Below are 20,996 nucleotides of genomic sequence, written 5' to 3'. Positions count from 1 at the left end.
GCTTGAACAAATCAAAAAAAAGCTTGAACATAGCAGTGCTTCAGGGACACTTGAACATGTCATTAATAGTTTTGATGAAGACAAATTAAAGCAACAAATTCAAATTAATAAATTACAGGAACAAATTCAAAAACTGCGAGATTTTGAAGCGTATCTAAATAGTAAGCACAAATTAGAGCTTGAGACAGCACATGCACTCAATGAGAAAATTCAGGATTACTTATTCAGCCAATGGGTTTCAACCCAGCAAAAATTGGAAGTCCTAGAAAACCAATTTCCGAATGAAGATGACCTTGACCAAATTTATGCTTCTCAAAGTGACGAAGAAAAGGAGAACTCTCGTAGGATAATAAAATCAAATTTACAATCTGATTTTAATAACAACCTTCTCCGCATAAAAGCGACACTAGAACTCAAATCAGAAACCACAAATCCCCTTCATACAACTCTTTCGCCTATTTCCGAAAACGATTACCCACTTATTTATCCACGACCTTCAGGATTTACTAAACAAGGGGAAATTATTCATGATGGCATAGAGGAAAAAACTGATAACAAACAGAGAGCTGTGCCAAAGTACCTTACAAACCCAATAAAACCATTCACCAACAAATAAGCTTAAATTGAATTCAATATTTCCTCCAACATTTCAGGTTGCCCCCTCAACCAATGGATGATCGTTTCATCCAAATAGGCAGTATTGTTATATGGCAAGTTGTATTCCAGATCCTTCAGCATAACTGAAGGATTTTTAGAGTGAAGGATTCTGTCTAGCTTTTTAAGTTGCTCTTGAAGTTTAGTTATTTTTTTAGCTTTTACAGTAGATGATGCTTTTTTACGTTTTATTAAATTACCTGACCGTGATTCAAACATAGGGACATCATCTTGTTCAAGTTTTTGAAGCTCATCCTGCATGCGAGTAATTTCAGACTTGATCCAAATGACATCATCTTTTTCAAATTCTTTGATCAATATAGGAATAATTGATGTAACCGCCTGAGTTGGATTATCCCATTTACGACCGCGTTGAACTACCTGCTCACGTAAAACTCTGCATATTATTTCTCGTCTTGGGTACAAGCTTTTTGTATGTTTTTCCATTGCTGCTTTTGTTGCTTTAGCTTGCCTTTCAAGAGCCGTATTGTAAATTAAATATATCCTCCCTCCCAATACATCAACATACGTCATTAAAATATTTGAGTAACGTTTTTTTTGGAGCGTCTTTTTCAACTGCTCCATATCTTCTCTTAAGCTATTGATCTGTACTAGAAGTTCAAAAACTTGGTCAGGCTTGAAAGGAATCAATTTAATATCATCACTACCCTCTATCAGACTTAATGCTTGCTCACTGAGTCGAAAATCATTATCTTTCATACGGAGCATGATTTTGTCTGTCATTGCTGCATATAATGGATTTCCCAATTCTTCCTCTAAATTACACTGATAGTAGTAACAGAAATTTTCAAGAATGTTCTGTTCGAGCAACGCTAGATCTGAAATTATTTTCGAATCCATAATTATTTAATCCCTTATATTACAAAATATTACAACAGTATAATGCTAATATTTTTTTATACATGAGTACTGCTCTACTTTCTGATACTCAGTAAATTTACAGTGAGCACATCAACCGAAATGACAGGAATCAATTCATGAATAGTGCTCTTCAACTTTCCACATCCGACTACTTATTTATGCGCTATCGCAGTACGACAGTAAAACTAGATGACGTAGTCAAGGATTATTACCCTCATCTCAGTAAATTAAAAATGTTAGAAAAAGCAAGAAATCAGGATTTCCCATTTTCTTGCTTCCGACTAGATAAAAGCCAAAAAGCTCCATACTTTGTTCATATAAAAGATTTAGCCAATGTTCTAGACCAACAATATAAATATGCATCTCAAGACCATGTTACCCTTCACCAATGAGGGGTAATACTTCCTCCAATTCCATTGTTTTTTTTCTTTTTCTTACAGAAACATATCTTTCCAAACTCCCCCAAGAATCATGCAAACTAATTTCTTGTATTTGAGGAATGGTTAATCCCTTTTCTGCAAGACGAGTACACCCCTCATGCCTTAAATCATGAAATCGTAAATCCTCAATGCCTAATAATTTACAAGCATTTCTAAATTCACTACCTATAGTTTTAGGGCTAAGCGGAATAAATAAATCTTTATCATACCCGCGGTTGAGCATTCGCTTTCTGACATCTTTTTTCTGTAAAAGTTGAATGATCTTATTGCAGGCTTCTGTGACAAGAAACTCGTTATGATTCCCTTTCGACCCATTCGGATTTTTTAAATCTCGCACTTTCCAAACCTCATTATCATCAGCATCATGCATGCGATCAGATACTAACATTCTTGTAATTTCTGACTCACGTCGACATGAAAAGATAGCGAACCAAATAATCAAATGCATCGGATAACTGTAAACAGGCTTTTGCCATTTCCGATAAAAGTATTCTGTTAGTTTTTTTAACTCAGCAGTTGTTGGTAAACGATCACGCTTACCACTCGAAGATATTTGTCGAGTCTTTCGTAATTGTGCTGTTGCTTTATCAAATCCAGCTAAATCAATATTTACATCCCACATCGTATGAGCATGAGATAACACACCGCGAATATGCAATAACTCATGTTGTAACGTACTAGTCGCTATTGGCTTTAAATCTAATTTGGCATAACCAGCCTTACGTAAAGCTACATGTTCTGAAATATCGGCTGGCTTAATTTTTGTGATAATATATTGCGCTATTGGAAATTTCTGAATGAGGCGAAGACAATAGGTTTTTGTACGACCATATTCATTGCCAACTTCATCAAGATATTTGTCTATGGCATTGGCTAAAGTGATATTCGTCACATCCGATTTACCTAACAAAATATCTGGATTTTCTTCGATTTCCTCTTCACGCATTGCAAGCCACTTTTGAGCTAGTCGCATAGTACTAAACGTCTTACTTTCCTTGAAATTTGCAAACCCTTTACGGCTTATTCTAATTTCAGCTCGAAAGCGTATGGTTCCATCGGCTAATTTACGCTGTGAAATTGTCCCCATGATTTACGCCTTATTGTTTTCTCAAGGCTATAATGGCGTAATTTGGCGTAAATATCAAAAATAATAATGCAAAATAAGGCGTAAAAAATCGAAATAAATCAAAATCAGCAACACTGTAAAGGTATGTTTTTTAATATGATTACTGAAAAAACCATTGATAACACTAAAGAACCTCGCATCAGTGTTGCTCCAATGATGGATTGGACAACGAAGGACTATCGTTTCTTTGCGCGTTTGTTTAATCCGAATGTTGTCTTATATACTGAAATGGTGACCACAGGCGCAATTATTTACGGTGGTGCAAATCGTCATTTAGACTTCAATAAAGAAGAACACCCAATCGTATTACAGCTCGGTGGTTCCAATCCGCAAGAGTTAGCAACCTGTACCAAAATGGCTGAAGACTGGGGCTATGATGAAGTCAATTTAAATGTTGGTTGCCCAAGTGATCGAGTACAAAATAATAAGATCGGTGCATGTTTAATGGCGGAGCCGAATCTGGTTGCTGAATGTATTCATAGCATGCAAAAAGCTGTATCGATTCCTGTAACCGTCAAGCACCGTATTGGTATTGATGACATGCAATCCTATGAAGAAATGCTACATTTTGTCGATACAGTCGCTGCAACAGGTTGTACACACTTTATCGTGCATGCACGTATCGCGATTTTGCAAGGTCTATCACCAAAAGAAAATCGAGAAGTGCCACCGCTACGCTATGATGATGTTTATCGTTTAAAACAAGAGCGCCCACATCTTACGATTGAAATTAATGGTGGTATCAAAACCTTTGATGAGACACAACAACATTTACAGCATGTTGATGGTGTCATGATTGGACGTGAAGCGTATCACAATCCTTATTTGCTCGCTGAAATGGGACAACTTTGGAATCTAGAAGCGCCTGATCGTTTTGAGATTATGCAACAAATGATGCCATATATTCATCAACGTGTTGCAGAAGGCGCACCATTATCAATTATCACACGACATATTCTAGGTTTGTTTCAAAACTTGCCGGGTGCACGCAAATGGCGTCAAGCCCTAAGCGGTGGCAATGCAAAAACCATCAATGATATTGAAAATGCAATCCAAAATATCCAAGCAGCCATGCAACGCACCGAAGATTATATTCGAGCGCAAAAGTGTGATTAAAATCACACTTTACCCCGTTATTTAATCAAAATGAAATATTATTTTACAAATCATTTTATTTAAACTAAACAAACCTCAAAGGCATGATAAAAAAAGAATTATTCATGCCGCTGTTTTTATAAGTTATCCACAGCACCTGCAAAATGATACATTATTACATTACAAATGACTTTTCAGACGATTTTTCGCTTACCATGTCTTCCGCCAAGAGTCTGGCACTAAATTTGGTTATATAGAAAATGCGATAGAGTTTGACGATGATTTATGATGCGCCCTCAGTTGATCACAGCATGGTTCACACCCCACCCCATCAATTGATTGTGACCACCCCAAAACAGCCTGCTATAGATGTAATGACATTTGCTCAAAAGTTAACACGTAGAGCATCTTATCGTAGCTCATCACAATGTGCGCGGTTTGTTCGCATCGCACTACAAGCAGCTGGCGCCAATATTGTGAATCATCCTGTTGCCGCATCTGATTGGGGAAGAACCTTACAAGATATCGGATATAAAAAGATTAGCCCTGCTTTTGACAATCCACAAAAGGGTGATATTTACATCATTCACCGTACTGCCAAACACCGCTATGGTCATATTGCAGGCTTCTCTGGTACGCAATGGATCTCTGATTTTAAACAACGTAGTCATGATATTTACAAAGATAAAAACGTGACGTATAGCTACTACCGCTTAAGTTCAAATTATATCTAATCAAACCTCAGGGCTGTGATCATCAGCCCTTCTTTGTATCTAACTTTTTCAGAACTTCTGCCACTGCAACCATCGCAAAGCTTGATGTCACCACCACGGCTGATCCATAGCCACCACAGCGCAAGCCAGCACTTGGATTAAATGCAGTATCTTCCGATGTCGAACAAGCTTCTGTATTTGAAAATGGGTTGTCGATTGAATACACGCACGTAATCCCAAACTTTTCTTTAGGCTTCTTGCAGATACCTTTAGAGCGCAATTGAGCGCGTAACTTCGCCAACATCGGGTCTTGTTCTGTCTTTGATAGATCTGCAACTCGTATTTTGAGAGGATCGAGCTTACCACCCGCCCCGCCCGACACAATTAACGGGATCTTGTTAAAACGACAATGCAGCATCAATGCGAGTTTGGCTTTGACATCATCGATACAGTCTAAAATGATATCGGGAGTAGGATTTAAAATCTCTTTGACATTTTCAGGTGTTAAATAGTCATCAATTATATTCACTGTCATGCGTGGATTGATCTGACGACACCGCTCTGCCATCACTTCGATTTTTTCTTGTCCCAAAGTGGATGTCATCGCTGGAAGCTGACGATTAATATTCGATGCGGCAACCACATCCATATCGACAATCGTTAACTCACCGATCCCTGTACGCGCCAACGCTTCTACTGCCCAACTCCCAACACCACCAACACCGATCACCATCACATGACTGTTTTCATAATGGCTAAATGAACTTTCTCCATAAATTTTTGCCACACCAGCAAAACGGCGGTCATATTCATCATTTACAGGCAAATCAGTCATAACAGTGGTGGTCTATATCTTTTAATCAAAGCACTATTTTAACTCGTTTAATATCTTTTGGGTTAGGTAGATGAGACTTTGATTGCAGATCGATGACGTCCACTTAATATCATCAAAATTATAAAAATAACAACACTGATCGATAAGGCCAACAAATTGGCATTCATCCAACCCAACTTAGTCAGAATTGGTGCAGGGAGGAAAGCACCGAGTGTCGCAAATAAGGCAATCGTGGTTTCATTCATGCCTTGTACACGATGCTTTTGCTGATCATTTAAACCAGCCAAGAGCGTAGAGGCACCTGAATACGCAAAGTTCCAGCCTACACCCAGAATAATCAGTGCAATATTGATATAAATTCCTTCTTGTCCAAATATTGGAATCAAAGAAGACAGCATCAACAAAATAAAACCAATATAAATTGTGCGATGTGTTCCCCAACGCTGAATCAGCTTAGATACAAAGAATGAAGGAACAAACATGGCCAAAACATGTAGCTGAATAGAAATCGAAGCATAATGAAATGAATGGTGTTCCTTTAAATGCAAGGAAGACATTATCATCATGACATTCATAACATAGTATGCAAATGCCCCACTGATCACAGCCACGACAATCATATTAATGGGCAATTTAGCTCGTTGTAGCGACTGGGTCACAACTTGCTGTGCTTGCAGTAATTTAAATTTTTGGTTCCAAATATAAAGAATTGGTGACAACAACAATGCCAACACACTGAAAATTAAGTAAATCGCAGTAAAATCAGGTAGACCTTGCACCTGTTGAAATTGGATCGCCAAAACAGGTGCAATAATCGCAGCGACGACGCCACCAGAAATAACCATCGCTGTGGCTTTGGGGATTAAATCAGAATCGAGACGATCCGAGGCAGCAAAACGATAAAAGTTAGCCGTAGAAATGAATAAGCCTAGCGAAAAATGACTAAGACACAATAAATAAAACTGTTCACTTTGTAAGGCGAGATAGCCAAACACACCTGCTAAAAAAAGACAAATGCATCCAAACTGAAATACTAAATGTCGCCCCAACTTTTTCATTAAAAATGAAAAGATAAACGTCGTCAGTAACATGGCCAAGAATTGCAAACCATAAGGTACTGTCGCCAAAGTCTGAGTAGGTGCGAGCTTTAATCCAACAATCGCTGAAACCGTGACCGACAATACCGCTGCAATTAAATTAAATGCTTGAGCAACCAATAAATAATAAACATATCGCGGCAGCTGATTCAAAACCATGATTCCTAGAGATTAACCGTTATCACATTAACGCTGAAAAGCTAAAATTCAAATAAAAAAGATGAAAGACAAGCTTTCATCTTTTAAAAAACAACTCTTTTGGCTTTATGCCGCGATTAGATTCCGCAACACATAATGCAAAATACCACCAGCTTTGAAATATTCCACTTCATTTAAAGTATCGATACGGCACAAGACCTTAAATTGATCTTGCTGACCATCTTCACGAAGCACACTCACATCCAACGTTTGATGCGGTTGAATATCATCCGATAAACCGTGGATAGAGAGAACTTCTCGGCCTGTTAAATTTAAAGACTGACGCGATTGCTCATCGATAAATTGCAAAGGTAAAACCCCCATCCCGACTAGATTCGAACGATGAATTCGCTCAAAGCTTTCGGCAATCACGGCTTTGACACCGAGTAAATTTGTTCCTTTAGCAGCCCAGTCACGCGAAGAACCTGTGCCATATTCTTTTCCAGCGACAATTACTAAAGGCGTTTTTTGCTGCTGATAACGCATCGATGCATCGTAAATCGAAAGTTTGTCACCACTCGGAATATGAATGGTATTGCCACCTTCTTCGCCACCTAACATTTCATTCTTAATTCGAATATTGGCAAATGTGCCTCGCATCATCACTTCATGATTACCACGACGCGAACCATATGAGTTGAAATCTTTTGGATCTACACCTTGCTCCTGCAAATAACGTCCCGCTGGACTATCCTTCTTAATATTTCCCGCTGGAGAAATATGGTCAGTCGTCACAGAATCACCTAACACCGCTAAAATACGTGCCTGTTCGATATTCTCAATTGATCTTGGTGGTTGATCAATTTCATCAAAGAATGGCGGATGACGAATGTAGGTTGAATCATCTTGCCACGTATAAGTCTGACTTTGTGGGATTTGAATCGCCTGCCATGTTTCATCACCATCAAAAACAGCCGCATATTCCTTATGGAACATTTCTGTATTTACTTTTTGCAGCATCTGATCAATCTCAGCCTGCGTCGGCCAAATGTCTTTCAGATAAATATCCTGTCCATCTTTCCCTTGTCCAATCGGTTGAGAGGTTAAATCCGTACGAATATTTCCCGCTAAACCATAAGCAACAACCAAAGGCGGTGATGCCAACCAATTGGTTTTCACCAGTGGATGAACACGCCCTTCAAAATTACGATTGCCTGACAGTACAGAAGCGACATTTAAGTCATGACATTGAATTGCTTCTTCAACTGGATCAGGTAAAGGTCCAGAATTTCCGATACAAGTGGTACAACCATAGCCGACAAGGTTATAACCCAATTGATCTAAATAGGGAGTCAAACCTGCTGCAGCAAGATAATCTGTTACGACTTTTGAGCCTGGTGCAAGTGAACTTTTCACCCAAGGTTTTCGCTGTAGACCTTTTTCAATTGCTTTCTTAGCCAATAAACCTGCGGCTAACATCACACTCGGATTTGAAGTATTGGTACATGACGTAATGGCTGAAATCACCACATCACCATGATTCAAAGGATAGATTTGTCCATCAATCGTACATGCAGGGCTTTCGTGAGGCAAATTAGCCTGCTTAGCCGCAACCGCTGTGCCACCTCCGCCTTCATTTTCCAATTGTTCTTTCATTTCATCGACAGGCTTTAGTGTTAGTTCCATCAATGTATTGAAAGTCTTTGCTACATCCGCTAGTAGCACACGATCTTGTGGACGTTTTGGACCAGCTAAACTGGCTTGAACCGTACTCATATCCAAACTTAATGTATCGGTAAATACGGGTTCATCTCCTGTATTTCGCCATAAACCTTGGGCTTTACTATAGGCCTCCACCAAATCAATTCGTTGTTGTTGACGGCCCGTCAATGCCAAATAGGACAATGTGACTTCATCGATAGGAAAAAAACCACAGGTTGCACCATACTCAGGTGCCATATTGGCAATCGTCGCGCGATCAGCCAACGGCAAATCAGCTAAACCATCACCATAGAACTCAACGAACTTACCGACCACACCCTTTTGGCGAAGCATCTGTGTAATCGTTAAGACCAGATCTGTCGCAGTAATCCCTTCATTTAGTCTGCCCGTTAATTTGAAACCAACGACTTCAGGGATCAGCATCGATACAGGCTGTCCTAGCATTGCAGCTTCCGCTTCAATCCCACCTACCCCCCAACCCAAAACACCTAAGCCATTGATCATCGTGGTATGCGAGTCAGTACCCACTAAGGTATCTGGAAATGCAAATGTTTGCCCTTCATCCTCACCTAACCAGACGGCTTGAGCAAGATACTCCAAATTGACTTGGTGACAAATGCCTGTACCGGGTGGCACAACACTAAAATTATCAAAAGCAGATTGCCCCCAACGCAAAAATTGATAACGCTCGCCATTGCGCTCCATCTCAATTCTCACGTTCACATCAAATGCATTTTGATTGGCAAAGTGATCGACCATCACCGAGTGGTCAATCACCAAATCAACAGGTGACAATGGATTGATTCTGTTTGGATCTCCACCTGCCTTTGCCATCGCAGCGCGCATTGCCGCCAAATCAACGACAGCCGGTACTCCTGTAAAATCTTGCATCAGGACACGTGCCGGGCGATATTGAATTTCTTGATCAGAGCGTTTGTCTTTTTGCCAATCAACTAAGGCTTGAATATCCTCAACTTTTACACTTTTTTGATCTTCAAAGCGCAATAAATTTTCCAATAAAACTTTTAAAGACTTGGGTAACTTATCAATATTACCGAGTTGCTCAGCTGCTCGAGCTAAGCTATAGATTTGATAGGATTTAGAACCGACTGTTAGTGTTTGTAATGCATTGAAACTATTAATTTTGCTATATCTGGCCATAAGGTTACCCTCCCAGTATTGGCGCTTTGTTTATTATGAAGTGCTTTATTTAATGTACCCTTGTTTGGGAAACAATGTGTTCCCTTTTAGTATCTTATTCAAGCTGAGATTATGTTCTTATTATTCTAAAATTTTATATTCAAAGTGCTCAAAGAGTTTTGCCATATTTGTTGGGCAAGTACTTCTTGTGATTGTTCAAGCATTGCAGCCAAATACTCTAGAACATAAGGTAAATTAACAGGGGTATTACGTGTGCGGTGTTCGGTCGATGTTTGACAGCATAATGGTGTCATATCAGGACAATCCGTTTCAATCACCAGATGTTCAATGCCAATTGCTTGTACCACTTGATGTAATTTCTTGGCGTTTGGATTGGTGATTTGTCCTGTGATCCCAATTTTAAATCCGAGTTTTACCAATGCCTTCGCTTCTTCAATCCCACCACTAAAGGCATGTGCAATCCCACCCAATTTAAATTTCTGTGCTTTTAATATCGCAATACTTTCTGCGTGTGCTTTGCGAATATGCAATAACACAGGCTTATTATATTGGTTGGCCAGTTCAAGCTGGGCGTTAAAATAATATTGTTGTTTGGCAAATAATTCAGGCTGCTTGTGCTGTTTTAAAAAAGTATCGAGACCAATCTCTCCCACAGCAACACAATCATGTTGCTGTAATATCCGCTCAAGCTGTTGTAGATGAGCCTCATGATGTTGCTGAATATAAAAAGGATGTAAACCGGGTGCAAGATAAGATTTGGGAACATTGTCCCAACCTTGTAATTGTTGATGGGTTTGAATCAATGTACCAAAGCGGGACTCAATAAAACCAATTAAAATCAGCGCTTCCACGCCGACCTGTTTTGCCTGCACCGCCAACTGTTGCCGATCTTGATCAAAATCGGCAACATCGAAATGGGTATGGGTATCAAATAGCTGCATATTGAGTTACCTATCCCTTCTATTATTTTGCAATCTACCGACCTTCAAGTTTCATAGGAAGTTAGGAAGATGTCACAGGTGTCGAAGCTGCTGGCGCATCCACTTTCGGTAAGTACTCAGGTTTTATTACACCTTGCAGTTGATCATAAGGAATAACCAGACGCGGCAAACCGACTGCATAAGGACCTATTTCGTATTCACCATATTGTAAAATTAATCCTTGTTCTCCAAACAAGAAATTCTCCGTCATTTGAAATGGCCATGCTTGCTCATATTCCTCAGGATTATTGGCAAGTTTAGTATCCACAATCCATGTTTTAAATGCATCATGGGTCAGCTTTTTCAACACAGCTTGCTGTTTAGGTAACAATAAATCTTTTAACTGAACCTGCTTTTGCTGGACTAAATCAAAATTAAAATATTGTTGTGCAGTGGAGCCATGCGCTCCCCCCATATAACTACTACTATTTAAAACAATCGTTGCCAAGCTACCTTCTGTTTGTAAGATTTTAGGCTTTACCATCAAACTAATCTGATGACTAACGCTCAAGGCTTTTAACTCTTCGTCTACTTTAATAAAAGCATTGGCATACTGCTGAACTTGAGGTCCTATTTTTTGTTCTTGTTCGGCTGCTTGCACAGTAGAAACCGCTGTATCAGTGTCAACAACATCCAGCATTTTGCTTAATTGATCTAAAATTTGCTGATCTAAGAATTGATCAATAAATGGAAAATTACTCTGCAAGCGCTCTACCACAAATTCAGGACAAGCATTCCCCTTACATTCTGGCAAAGTTAGCTCAACTTTCACTGTTTCACCACGTAGAGTTGTTTCTGTTTGCTGCTCTACAACAGGATCTTTGGTTTGTTCCTGTGATTCTTTCGGTTCTGATTTTGGTTGGCAAGCAGCAAGTAAAATTGCACAGGCAAGAACGCTATATTTATAAAATGTTTTCATCTGGAACCTATAAGCATTGTTATGACACAAGATTTTTTAAATGCTATCGAACTTCATTTGAAACTACTAGGCATACATGCAATTTCTATACGTAGCCGCCCAAAATTTAAAACATTTTTTGGTAGATTTCAGGTTGTAGCATTTGTTTCGTTTGTTCAGTCGTAAAGTAAATATCCAGTTGTGGTGCATCTTTACTAATCTCATTGGCACGATAATGAATACCAATCCCTTCACCATCAAAAAACCAATCTGCTTGTCCCCAATATAAAGTTTTCGGAAGCTGTTTATTGACCTCGGCAGACTGTTGTTCACGCCATGTTTGATAATGTGCCTGAATTAGATTATGCATCGCCGTTTGTTGATTCTTTTGAATCACATCCAATACCGTTAAAGATTTTAGCAGCTTCCGATCAGCAACAAAAAAATAGTAACGATCCTTGATCGAAACATCTTCTTGTTTACTATCTACCCCAATCTGCAACAATACATATTGGTTGCGTTGTGAGGCAATACGAGTGCTCATCTGTAACTCATAGGCTTTATTTTGTGAATATTTATCCTGCCACTCATCAGACTTTTTCACATATGCATTGATCGCTTGTTGCAAGCTCATATTTTGCTTTAATTCGATTTGATGCTGAATCACATTTGACTGTTGCTGCTCAATCCATGAATTAAGCCAATGATCTTGAGTATTGACCGTTTGAATCGCAATATCGATACAGTTTTTCTTCTCACAAAAAGGTAAAGCATACTTCGCTTTTGCTTCTTGGATATTTAAATAAGGCAATACCTCGGCTTTTTCTATTTTAGATGTCTGCTGTATTGTGGAATCTGCCTCGCTTTTATCAGGACGATCACATGCGGTTAAAGCCATTATTCCCATCATTAAACTGATCGTAGCAAGTGGTTTTAAAATATTCATGATTACTCATCCCTTTATTTTTAGCATCTTCAATTAAAAACAGCTTCTAATCATAGAAGCTGTTTTTATATTTTTAATGTTCTCGTGTATTACGGAACTCGATATCAGGCCAACGCTCTTGCATTAACTGTAAATTAACACGACTCGGCGCAAGATAAGTTAAATGACCACCACCATCAACTGACAATTGATCATGTGCTTTTTTCTTAAATTCATTAAGGATCTTTTCATCGTCACAATGAATCCAACGCACCGTATGAACATTCACAGGCTCATAAATACAGTCCACTTTATATTCTTCTTTTAAGCGATAGGCGACCACATCAAACTGTAACACACCGACAGCGCCCACTATCAGATCATTATTGATTTGCGGCATAAACACCTGAGTTGCACCTTCTTCAGATAACTCTTTTAAACCTTTTTGCAATTGCTTAGATTTCAAAGGATCTTTTAGACGGACACGGCGGAACATTTCTGGTGCAAAGTGTGGAATACCTGTGAAATGTAATTTTTCACCACTGGTAAAAGTATCGCCAATCTGGATGGTACCGTGGTTATGTAAACCAATAATATCGCCCGGCCAAGCTTCTTCTAGATGCTCACGCTCACCTGCGAGGAAAGTTAATGCATCACTAATACGTACATCTTTACCAAGACGCACATGATTCATTTTCAAGCCTTTCTCATATTTACCAGAGCAAATACGCATAAAGGCGATACGGTCACGGTGTTTCGGATCCATGTTTGCTTGAATCTTAAAGACAAAGCCTGAGAATCCTTCTTCGTTTGCATCGACTGTGCGCTCTTGAGTCGGATGTGCTTTAGGTTCTGGTGCCCAATTGATAAAGGCATCCAATACATGATCAACCGCAAAGTTACCTAGTGCTGTACCAAATAGAACTGGTGTTTGTTTACCTTGTAAGAATAACTCACGATCAAGTGGCTCGTTTGCCATTTGAACTAACTCAAGTGACTCTTCAAAAGATGCCCAAGCCAACTCTCCAACTTTCTCACGAATATCCGCATGATCATAACCATCACGAACTTCAATATCCGTAATGGTTGAACCGAAACCAGCTTTATATACATAAAATTTGTTGTCAATCAGGTTGTACACACCTGCAAAATCACGCCCCATACCTAAAGGCCATGTGATCGGTACACAACGAATATTGAGAACATTCTCGATTTCATCAAGTAATTCCAATGGCTCGCGAATTTCACGGTCCATCTTGTTCACAAATGAGATAATCGGTGTGTCACGCATACGACACACTTCCATCAATTTAATGGTTCTTTCTTCGACACCTTTTGCACCATCGATCACCATCAATGCAGAGTCAACCGCAGTCAAGGTACGATAGGTATCTTCCGAGAAGTCTTCATGTCCCGGTGTATCCAATAAGTTGATGGTGTGCTTTTTATAAGGGAATTGCATGACCGACGTGGTAATAGAAATTCCACGTTCTTTTTCCATTTCCATCCAGTCCGAGGTCGCAGCACGATCAGATTTACGGCTTTTTACCATACCCGCAACCTGAATTGCTTTCCCCCATAACAACAGTTTTTCTGTCATCGTTGTCTTACCCGCATCGGGGTGGGAAATGATCGCAAATGTACGTCGTTGGGCAACCTGTGCTGCCAATTCGTCTTTAAAACTCATGAGAAAAATCTTCAATATATACGCAGTTCAGTACATATCATTTTCTAATATGAACTAACTGAAAAAGTGAGAATTCGAAATTGGCGCAATTGTAGCAGATTTCAATGTTTATTGATCTAGGCTTTCTTTACCTTAGATATTGCGTCTCAATTTTTTAGATTTAGTATTGATGATTGAATTTAATCATCAATACACATATATCAACGCATCAGTAAACAACGGTTGAAAAGCCATCTCGGTGATGACCGTTCAATACTAAACCGTCTTAATGTTATCTCACAAACCAAAGCCAGCGAAGATAGGTGGCTCAGCATCGTCCTCATCTAAATCAAAACCACCAAAAATTGGGGGTGGATTGTCGGTATTCGTAGGTGGATTATTGTTAGAACCAGAGTTATTACCATTACCAGTATTTGATGAAGGAGGCGCGCCATCTTTTGTAGAAGGATATTCATCTAATAATAAAATGGTGCTTAAAGGGTCACATTGAGTCCTTTCCTTTATACTTTCATTATCATACATACTACCTTGCGTCTCTGCGTAGAATTTTTTTGAATATTGTGCCTGATAGTTTGCCGTCCAATTTTGTAAAATATTCGGCAAATTAAATGTGTAGAAATATGTTCGCGATTCATCTGGCTGATACACATTTACGGTTTCATCATTTAAACAATAATCTGTTTGCGTTATTTTTGCAGTTTTAGTACCTGTAAGCTGGAAAGCGGCTTTACAGCTATTGATATATTCATAAATTGGAGATGAAGTTGTATTTTTGACTATTACTTGAAGCTTAAATCTTGTCGGGCTTGAATCCTTCATACCATATAGATCTACCCGATCTCCCATTATCATTGGAGTATGAGGGAAATAATGGCGAACAAACTGTATTTTACGTTCTATTCCATTACAGTTTTGAGTAATCGGATTTGGATAGGCAACCGCATACAACAGACCATCTTCTTCCATACGATCTGGCTTAACATCAGGTTGAGGCTTAGGCACTGGGCTTTCAGTTCCTACAGACAACCCTCCTGTCCCTGTCCCCCCTAAACTGACACCAACATTAAAATTGCCATTTTCATCTTTACAACCTGTAAAAAAGAATGCCCCCAATAAAACTAAAGAAAGTTTATATTGCGTAGATTTCATGCATATTGCCCCGATAAGCATTTTATAGATGTTTTACAGATGACATCCTATCAACTGTTTTTTTGTTTATCCCTTCACATTTTAACAGATAATCGAATTAATCCTGTGATTAAGATATACCATTTTTCTTGGCAATAACCGTGCTTCACCAGTAAAAAAAGGGTGCTCCCATGCTGAAGAAGAGCAACCCAAAAGGAGCTTCAATAAAAGAGAATTTGAGCAAATATATAGCCAATCTACACCACTCAAATTCTCATATTTTTAATCTTCATTTAGATCATGACTGATCTAAAATGAGTAACTCAGACCAACACGCCCACCAACCTCATTGCCGCCAGCGAAACCAACAGCACCACTCAAAGATACTCGATTGGAAATAAATGAAGTTACAACCCCCACAGAGCCAGCAGTTTCACCCTCGAAATGACCTACACCAGCAAACAACGCTACTTGACCAGAACGAATGTTTGGAACCGCTTGTTGGGCTGCCAGTGCAATAGCGACACCACGGTAGGCAGTTTTCTCGATATCATCCAAACGGCGACTCGCATGATCAATACGACCGTCTAGACGGGCAACTTCTGCAGTACGCTCTGCTGCTTCGGCATTAATACGACCATCCAAACGATTTACCTGTTTAATGCGCTCTGCTCTTTGTTCCGCATCGCCTGCGATACGAGCTTGCGCCTCAGTATTAATCGCTGCTGTACGCGCCGCAGCTTCTGCTGCATCACCCGCAATACGAGCTTCAGCTAAAGCCTCATCTCCTGCAATACGTGCTGCCTTTTCCGCTGCATCTGCAGCAGCGCGGATTTGAGCTTCATTATCAACTGCGGCAATACGTGCTGCTGTCTGAGCCGCATCTGCATCTGCACGGATTTGAGCTTCGTTATCAAGCGCAGCTTGCAAATCAGTATCTGCCGCAATACGCTGATTTTTTTCTACGGCAAGATGATCATCTGCATGTGCAATTAGCTCAGCTCCAGAAGTTAAACTCGCTATTGCATTATTCAATTGTGAAACATTGATTGCATCGTGGTCATTTATACCATCAGCCACCTGACTGATCGTACGAACGGCTCCAGTGAAAAAACCACCAAAACTCACCGTGTTCTCAGTACTACCACCCCCACCATTGTGAGTATCAGCATTATAGCCAATCGCCACAGAATTCTTATCATCTGCCCATGGCTGCCCCGGCTTCGTTGGATCATTTGAACCGATTACAATCGTATTTTCTGCACTACCTGTTGTTTTGTGCCCAATATGAATTGCATTTAATCCACCGCCATGTGCATCGTGACCGATGTTTAATGCATTTTTACCGCCTGTTTCTGCATTAAAACCTAAAACCGTTGCATTTTCTGCATTTGCCCATGTTTCGCTACCAATCGCAGTTGCACCATCGCCACCCGTCCAAGCCACGTGCCCCAAAGAGCTAGCTTGGCTGCCATTAACAAGACTACCACGACCAACTGCCGTTGCATTATCACCATTAACTGTTTGGCTATTCCCTACAGCTATACTATCTGTACCTCCTGCTGCAACTGTGGCACCAAGTGCAATACTATTATCCCCGTTGGCATTCGCGATACGTCCTACAGCAACAGAGGAATCACCATTGGCATTATTTGCTGAACCAGCAGAAAAGCTATCATTCCCCATTGCATTGCTGTTATAACCGATGCCAATACTAGTTTGACTGACATCAATTGCTTGACCAAGAATAATACCCGTTGCAGAAGGATCAACATTAGCAAAATTTGTTTCTCCTCCCATCGCATTACTAAAACCTGTACCTGTACCAGCTGGACCTTCCCAAACTGGTGCTGCATAAGTATGACTTGCAAGCAAGGCAACTGTTATTATTGATAATTGAAAAGTTTTTTTCATTACATCATCCTTTTATTATGACTAAATCAAACCCAGTGTTAATAACCAAGTACGACTTAGTTCCCTCCGATGACATAAGCGACGCCCGCACGACCACCAAACTTGCCGCCCTCAGCAACACCGACCGCACCACTTCCAGAGAAACGATCACTGAATGATGTCACCACACCAAATGCACCTGCAGCTTCACCTTCGTAATAGCCCATGCCGCCAAAGACTGCGACTTGTCCTGGTTGAATGCTTGGAATCGCTTGTTGAGCTGCTAAAGAAATAGCAATACCTCGATTTGCAGTCGTTTCAACTTGATCCAAACGACGATTCAATTGGTCAACACGACCATCTAGGCGCTTTACTTCTGATTTGCGTGTTGCAGTTTCTGCATCAATACGACCATCTAAACGATTAACCTCTACAGTTCGTGCAGCTGCTTCTGCCTCATCGCCTGCAATACGTGCGGCTTTCTCGGTATTAATTGCGGCAATACGTGCAGCCTTTTCAGCTTCATCACCTGCAATACGTGCGGCTGTTTCAGCAGCATCACCTGCGATACGTGCAGCTGTTTCAGCAGCATCCGCATCTGCACGGATTTGAGCTTCATTATTAATAGCTGCTGTTCGTGCTGCTGTTTCCGCGGCATCTGCATCTGCACGGATTTGCGCTTCATTATCAATTTTGGCTTGTAAGTCAGCATCTCCTGCGATGCGTTCCGCTTTTTCCTGAGCAATTTTATCGTTAATTGCATCTAAATCAGCTTGGCTTGGTGCTGTATCAATATCAGCAAGTGCCGCATTTAACTGTCCAAGATTTACCGCATCATGATTGTTAATACCATCTGCAACATAAACCACACGACGATCACCCATAGCGACAGTGTTATCTTCATCCGCAACAGTATTTGCCCCAATTGCAACTGAGTTCGCACCTGTTACTTTGGCACCAGCACCAATTGCAACCCCACCCTCAGAACTTGCTTCTGCACCACTACCAATAGCAATCGAATTTTCCCCACTTGCAACTGCGTTACTGCCTGTTGCAATGGCATTATCTGCTGTTGCTTTTGCACCAAAGCCAAGGCTTGTTGCATACTCGCCCGTTGCTTCTGATGTAGAACCAATCGCTGTTGCACCTGTACCATCAACCGTAACGGAGTCACCAAATGCACTGGCATATTGACCTTTCACATCACTATTTCCACCCACCGCTGTAGATTGACTATCATGAATCGTAATATTATTACCTACAGCCGTACCGCCAGCACCTGTGACCTCATTATTACTCCCCACAGCAACGGCATACTGATCATGGGTCGTATTATTATTCCCGATAACCGCAGAACCAAAGCCATCTACAGTATTACCAGCCCCTCCCACAAAGCCTTCCCCACCAGTTACGGTGTTGTCTGTACCAACTACCGTAGTATTCGCAGCAGCATTATTCGTACCAACAACAGTCGTGTCTGGTCCTGTCGCTGTATTATCTGTACCGATATTTGTTACAGCCGCATAAGCATTCACAGTCAATAAAGCGGTTGCCATCACCGACAATTGAAAAGTTTTTTTCATCACGTAGTCCTTTGTAAAACTAATTAATTATTGATAAATATCGATTTTATTAATCTAAACTCGAGGTTATACAGTCTGTGGCATGAGTCATTAAAATCAATATTTAATGTGTATTTTGCACATATTTAAAAAACTAACATATAGTTTTCTCTGGTGCAATAGTGAGATCCATTACACAAAATATTTAAAATTAAAAATAAAATCTTGATTTAAAATAAATTAATTAAATAACAAACATAATAGATTTGTACGATATGAAATAAAATTTAAAAAAATATGTTCAATATGTACATTATTTATATTTGATGCTACATTTTGCTAAAAATTTGGAGCAAACCAGTTGGCAAAAGCAGGACAGATCGTCATTTCATCGAAGCTTAAATCGAATGTTGACTGGTTCAACTTATCTGTACTACCACAGGAATTATAAGTAACTTCTATGCGAGCGTATTCGTTGGATCTGCGAAAAAAAGTCATGGCAGCATATCGCCAGACAAACCATAAATCGAATGTTTGCAAACAATTTAATATTGCAAGATCTACTTTAGACAATTGGATTTTACTGGAGAAAACAACACAAAATTTAATTCCCATCCCCGCTGTTAGGAATGGACGAGCATTTACCATCAAAAACTTAGAAAGCTTTAAGGCGTTTGTTGAAACAACACCTTTTACACAAATTAGCGACTTGCTTGAGCCATTTGAAGAAAAATTTGGTTATCGAATATCGTATTCAATATTATGGAGGGGCTTAGAAAAAATTGGGAAAGTCAAGAAACAGAGAAAATAATCACTTATTCATCATATTGATATACACCAAGCCTAAATCGTTTTTTTGCTTCTGGATCATTTTCATCAAGCTTGCAATAATCTATAGCTGCAGAAATGATTGCTTTAGACATTAAATTCCAGAGGTCAACACTTAACTGATTAAGCTTTTCAACAGATTCTTGACTCAACTCATCTGCAAATATCGCTTGCTCTAAAAAATTGCTATTTTTAGTCAAGTTGCTTATTCCAGCTGATAAATGATCAGAAATATTTTGCGTAAATAACTGTTTACTTTCATCTGCTTGAGGATCTGGTGTAAAGCTTGAGTTTTGCAAAACGATATTATCTTCTTCCTCAATCACAATCCCTAATCGCTTTAATTCTAATAAAATAGATTTAGGATGTTTTTCTGAAGAAACCTGTTTAACTAAGTTTTCAAAACTATACTGATCACCCTGAAAAGGAATCTGTTGCGGTAGTTTTTGATTAATCCACATCCCAATTACACGTGCAGGAACACTAATCGGTAGCTGTAAGTCAAATTGATTTACCAGTTGATACTCACCATAGGATTGACAAAAGCTTCTAACATCACGGCGGTTTAGTCCCGATAACAAACTAATCGCAGAATCTGTTTTCTTCTGTTTAATGGCATCTAATTCTTTTATTGCTTCGTTATAAAACAATGCTTTCAATGCAGTTGAAAACTCATTATAGCCAATACCCGATTTGATGAGCCAATGTATTAGTTGAGGCATAATACTGACAACATGCTCTAAAGTCGTTTCAGTATCATGAGACAACATTGTGTCCTCAGAAACGACCAAAGTTGACGTGTCTTTACTCATTCCAACTCCACATTCGGTCCAGTATCAATAGCAAATAGAATCATCGTTATTCTAACTGAATTCAACCCTTATAAGGATTATGATTGTAGTCTTTTTTTTCAAAAAAGCCGATGAAGTTGACCCAAAAGTAAATTAAAAACATGAAAATATATTAAAATTCAATATTGTATGAAATTAATCTAATTTTATCTTTACTCAAACAACCACTATTTGTAAATCTAAATATCCATTCGATGTCTAATCATGCTTTGCAAGTATTTTCAAAATCCATCTTATATCGGAGTTTCATTTAAACTCTTATTAGCATAATCATTGCAAAGATAGTTTTTCCAAATATCAGTATTCAATATGCATTCAATAATTAAATCCCTCAGAATATTTAGTTTTTTAATATGAGATTTACATCAAATTTTTACATCT

18 protein-coding genes and 1 pseudogene are annotated in these 20,996 nt (G+C 39.4%); 6 read left to right on the top strand and 13 right to left on the bottom strand.

Annotated elements, in window-relative coordinates:
- Positions 1–616, top strand: a 616-nt coding sequence (locus tag HMPREF0023_RS11995; protein ID WP_008942218.1) for a hypothetical protein, incomplete at its 5' end; no start/stop codon positions are given.
- Between the two features lie 2 nt (positions 617–618).
- On the opposite strand, the gene HMPREF0023_RS11990 is transcribed toward HMPREF0023_RS11995, so the two are convergent.
- On the bottom strand, positions 619–1,515 hold the full coding sequence (locus HMPREF0023_RS11990) for a hypothetical protein (protein WP_008942217.1): 897 nt from the start codon (positions 1,513–1,515) through the stop codon (positions 619–621).
- 137 nt (positions 1,516–1,652) lie between these two features.
- Between HMPREF0023_RS11990 and HMPREF0023_RS11985 the strand changes: the two genes are divergently transcribed.
- Positions 1,653–1,928, top strand: coding sequence for a pyocin activator PrtN family protein (locus HMPREF0023_RS11985; protein WP_008942216.1), 276 nt, complete (start codon positions 1,653–1,655; stop codon positions 1,926–1,928).
- Here HMPREF0023_RS11985 and HMPREF0023_RS11980 read toward each other — a convergent pair.
- Complete coding sequence (locus tag HMPREF0023_RS11980; RefSeq protein WP_008942215.1) at positions 1,912–3,063, bottom strand: site-specific integrase; 1,152 nt, start codon at positions 3,061–3,063, stop codon at positions 1,912–1,914. The genes HMPREF0023_RS11985 and HMPREF0023_RS11980 overlap by 17 nt on opposite strands.
- A gap of 135 nt (positions 3,064–3,198) precedes the next feature.
- Between HMPREF0023_RS11980 and dusA the strand changes: the two genes are divergently transcribed.
- Positions 3,199–4,218 (top strand): tRNA dihydrouridine(20/20a) synthase DusA, encoded by a 1,020-nt coding sequence (gene dusA, locus HMPREF0023_RS11975; protein ID WP_017396681.1) that lies wholly within the window; start codon positions 3,199–3,201, stop codon positions 4,216–4,218.
- A gap of 257 nt (positions 4,219–4,475) precedes the next feature.
- The gene (locus HMPREF0023_RS11970; RefSeq protein ID WP_004637913.1) at positions 4,476–4,931 is read left to right on the top strand and encodes a CHAP domain-containing protein; all 456 of its coding nucleotides are present in this window, start codon (positions 4,476–4,478) and stop codon (positions 4,929–4,931) included.
- A 22-nt stretch (positions 4,932–4,953) separates the two neighbouring features.
- On the opposite strand, the gene HMPREF0023_RS11965 is transcribed toward HMPREF0023_RS11970, so the two are convergent.
- The 10 genes from HMPREF0023_RS11965 to HMPREF0023_RS11920 all read right to left on the bottom strand — a co-directional run bounded on the left by HMPREF0023_RS11965 (position 4,954) and on the right by HMPREF0023_RS11920 (position 18,957).
- The gene (locus HMPREF0023_RS11965) at positions 4,954–5,745 is read right to left on the bottom strand and encodes a ThiF family adenylyltransferase (protein WP_005092264.1); all 792 of its coding nucleotides are present in this window, start codon (positions 5,743–5,745) and stop codon (positions 4,954–4,956) included.
- Positions 5,746–5,807: 62 nt separating this feature from the next.
- Positions 5,808–7,001, bottom strand: a complete 1,194-nt coding sequence (locus HMPREF0023_RS11960; protein ID WP_005092262.1) for an MFS transporter — start codon at positions 6,999–7,001, stop codon at positions 5,808–5,810.
- A gap of 105 nt (positions 7,002–7,106) precedes the next feature.
- Positions 7,107–9,863 carry an aconitate hydratase AcnA gene (gene acnA, locus HMPREF0023_RS11955; protein ID WP_005092261.1) on the bottom strand — a complete coding sequence of 919 codons (2,757 nt, stop codon included), beginning with the start codon at positions 9,861–9,863 and terminating at the stop codon, positions 7,107–7,109.
- A 125-nt stretch (positions 9,864–9,988) separates the two neighbouring features.
- On the bottom strand, positions 9,989–10,804 hold the full coding sequence (locus HMPREF0023_RS11950; protein WP_008942213.1) for a TatD family hydrolase: 816 nt from the start codon (positions 10,802–10,804) through the stop codon (positions 9,989–9,991).
- A gap of 61 nt (positions 10,805–10,865) precedes the next feature.
- The gene (locus tag HMPREF0023_RS11945; RefSeq protein WP_008942212.1) at positions 10,866–11,762 is read right to left on the bottom strand and encodes an RsiV family protein; all 897 of its coding nucleotides are present in this window, start codon (positions 11,760–11,762) and stop codon (positions 10,866–10,868) included.
- 106 nt (positions 11,763–11,868) lie between these two features.
- Positions 11,869–12,687, bottom strand: a complete 819-nt coding sequence (locus HMPREF0023_RS11940) for a hypothetical protein (RefSeq protein WP_008942211.1) — start codon at positions 12,685–12,687, stop codon at positions 11,869–11,871.
- 73 nt (positions 12,688–12,760) lie between these two features.
- Entirely contained in the window at positions 12,761–14,353 is a 1,593-nt protein-coding gene (locus tag HMPREF0023_RS11935) for a peptide chain release factor 3 (RefSeq protein WP_004637906.1), read from the bottom strand.
- Between the two features lie 276 nt (positions 14,354–14,629).
- Positions 14,630–15,502 carry a hypothetical protein gene (locus HMPREF0023_RS11930; protein WP_017396682.1) on the bottom strand — a complete coding sequence of 291 codons (873 nt, stop codon included), beginning with the start codon at positions 15,500–15,502 and terminating at the stop codon, positions 14,630–14,632.
- Positions 15,503–15,790: 288 nt separating this feature from the next.
- Complete coding sequence (locus HMPREF0023_RS11925) at positions 15,791–17,395, bottom strand: YadA-like family protein (protein WP_008942209.1); 1,605 nt, start codon at positions 17,393–17,395, stop codon at positions 15,791–15,793.
- Between the two features lie 56 nt (positions 17,396–17,451).
- Entirely contained in the window at positions 17,452–18,957 is a 1,506-nt protein-coding gene (locus HMPREF0023_RS11920) for a YadA-like family protein (protein ID WP_004637903.1), read from the bottom strand.
- 287 nt (positions 18,958–19,244) lie between these two features.
- Here HMPREF0023_RS11920 and HMPREF0023_RS17130 point away from each other — a divergent pair.
- Both HMPREF0023_RS17130 and HMPREF0023_RS11915 read left to right on the top strand, forming a co-directional pair.
- Positions 19,245–19,391: pseudogene (locus tag HMPREF0023_RS17130) on the top strand (hypothetical protein); the annotation flags it as partial.
- A 5-nt stretch (positions 19,392–19,396) separates the two neighbouring features.
- A complete protein-coding gene (locus HMPREF0023_RS11915; RefSeq protein ID WP_008942208.1) occupies positions 19,397–19,747 on the top strand; it encodes a transposase in 351 nt (116 codons plus the stop codon).
- A 4-nt stretch (positions 19,748–19,751) separates the two neighbouring features.
- Here the strand turns inward: HMPREF0023_RS11915 and HMPREF0023_RS11910 are convergent, their stop codons facing one another.
- Positions 19,752–20,576, bottom strand: a complete 825-nt coding sequence (locus HMPREF0023_RS11910) for a hypothetical protein (RefSeq protein WP_004637901.1) — start codon at positions 20,574–20,576, stop codon at positions 19,752–19,754.
- Positions 20,577–20,996 lie beyond the last annotated feature (420 nt).

It is taken from the genome of Acinetobacter sp. ATCC 27244 (genome assembly GCF_000156555.1).
Lineage (GTDB): Bacteria > Pseudomonadota > Gammaproteobacteria > Pseudomonadales > Moraxellaceae > Acinetobacter > Acinetobacter haemolyticus.
This window is presented reverse-complemented; position numbering and strand designations above follow the sequence as displayed.

Coding starts and splice junctions, on each gene's coding strand:
- HMPREF0023_RS11990 (WP_008942217.1), bottom strand. CDS start 1,515: ATGGATTCGAAAATAATTTCAGATCTAGCGTTGCTCGAACAGAACATT.
- HMPREF0023_RS11985 (WP_008942216.1), top strand. CDS start 1,653: ATGAATAGTGCTCTTCAACTTTCCACATCCGACTACTTATTTATGCGC.
- HMPREF0023_RS11980 (WP_008942215.1), bottom strand. CDS start 3,063: ATGGGGACAATTTCACAGCGTAAATTAGCCGATGGAACCATACGCTTT.
- dusA (WP_017396681.1), top strand. CDS start 3,199: ATGATTACTGAAAAAACCATTGATAACACTAAAGAACCTCGCATCAGT.
- HMPREF0023_RS11970 (WP_004637913.1), top strand. CDS start 4,476: ATGATTTATGATGCGCCCTCAGTTGATCACAGCATGGTTCACACCCCA.
- HMPREF0023_RS11965 (WP_005092264.1), bottom strand. CDS start 5,745: ATGACTGATTTGCCTGTAAATGATGAATATGACCGCCGTTTTGCTGGT.
- HMPREF0023_RS11960 (WP_005092262.1), bottom strand. CDS start 7,001: ATGGTTTTGAATCAGCTGCCGCGATATGTTTATTATTTATTGGTTGCT.
- acnA (WP_005092261.1), bottom strand. CDS start 9,863: ATGGCCAGATATAGCAAAATTAATAGTTTCAATGCATTACAAACACTA.
- HMPREF0023_RS11950 (WP_008942213.1), bottom strand. CDS start 10,804: ATGCAGCTATTTGATACCCATACCCATTTCGATGTTGCCGATTTTGAT.
- HMPREF0023_RS11945 (WP_008942212.1), bottom strand. CDS start 11,762: ATGAAAACATTTTATAAATATAGCGTTCTTGCCTGTGCAATTTTACTT.
- HMPREF0023_RS11940 (WP_008942211.1), bottom strand. CDS start 12,687: ATGAATATTTTAAAACCACTTGCTACGATCAGTTTAATGATGGGAATA.
- HMPREF0023_RS11935 (WP_004637906.1), bottom strand. CDS start 14,353: ATGAGTTTTAAAGACGAATTGGCAGCACAGGTTGCCCAACGACGTACA.
- HMPREF0023_RS11930 (WP_017396682.1), bottom strand. CDS start 15,502: ATGAAATCTACGCAATATAAACTTTCTTTAGTTTTATTGGGGGCATTC.
- HMPREF0023_RS11925 (WP_008942209.1), bottom strand. CDS start 17,395: ATGAAAAAAACTTTTCAATTATCAATAATAACAGTTGCCTTGCTTGCA.
- HMPREF0023_RS11920 (WP_004637903.1), bottom strand. CDS start 18,957: ATGAAAAAAACTTTTCAATTGTCGGTGATGGCAACCGCTTTATTGACT.
- HMPREF0023_RS11915 (WP_008942208.1), top strand. CDS start 19,397: ATGCGAGCGTATTCGTTGGATCTGCGAAAAAAAGTCATGGCAGCATAT.
- HMPREF0023_RS11910 (WP_004637901.1), bottom strand. CDS start 20,576: ATGAGTAAAGACACGTCAACTTTGGTCGTTTCTGAGGACACAATGTTG.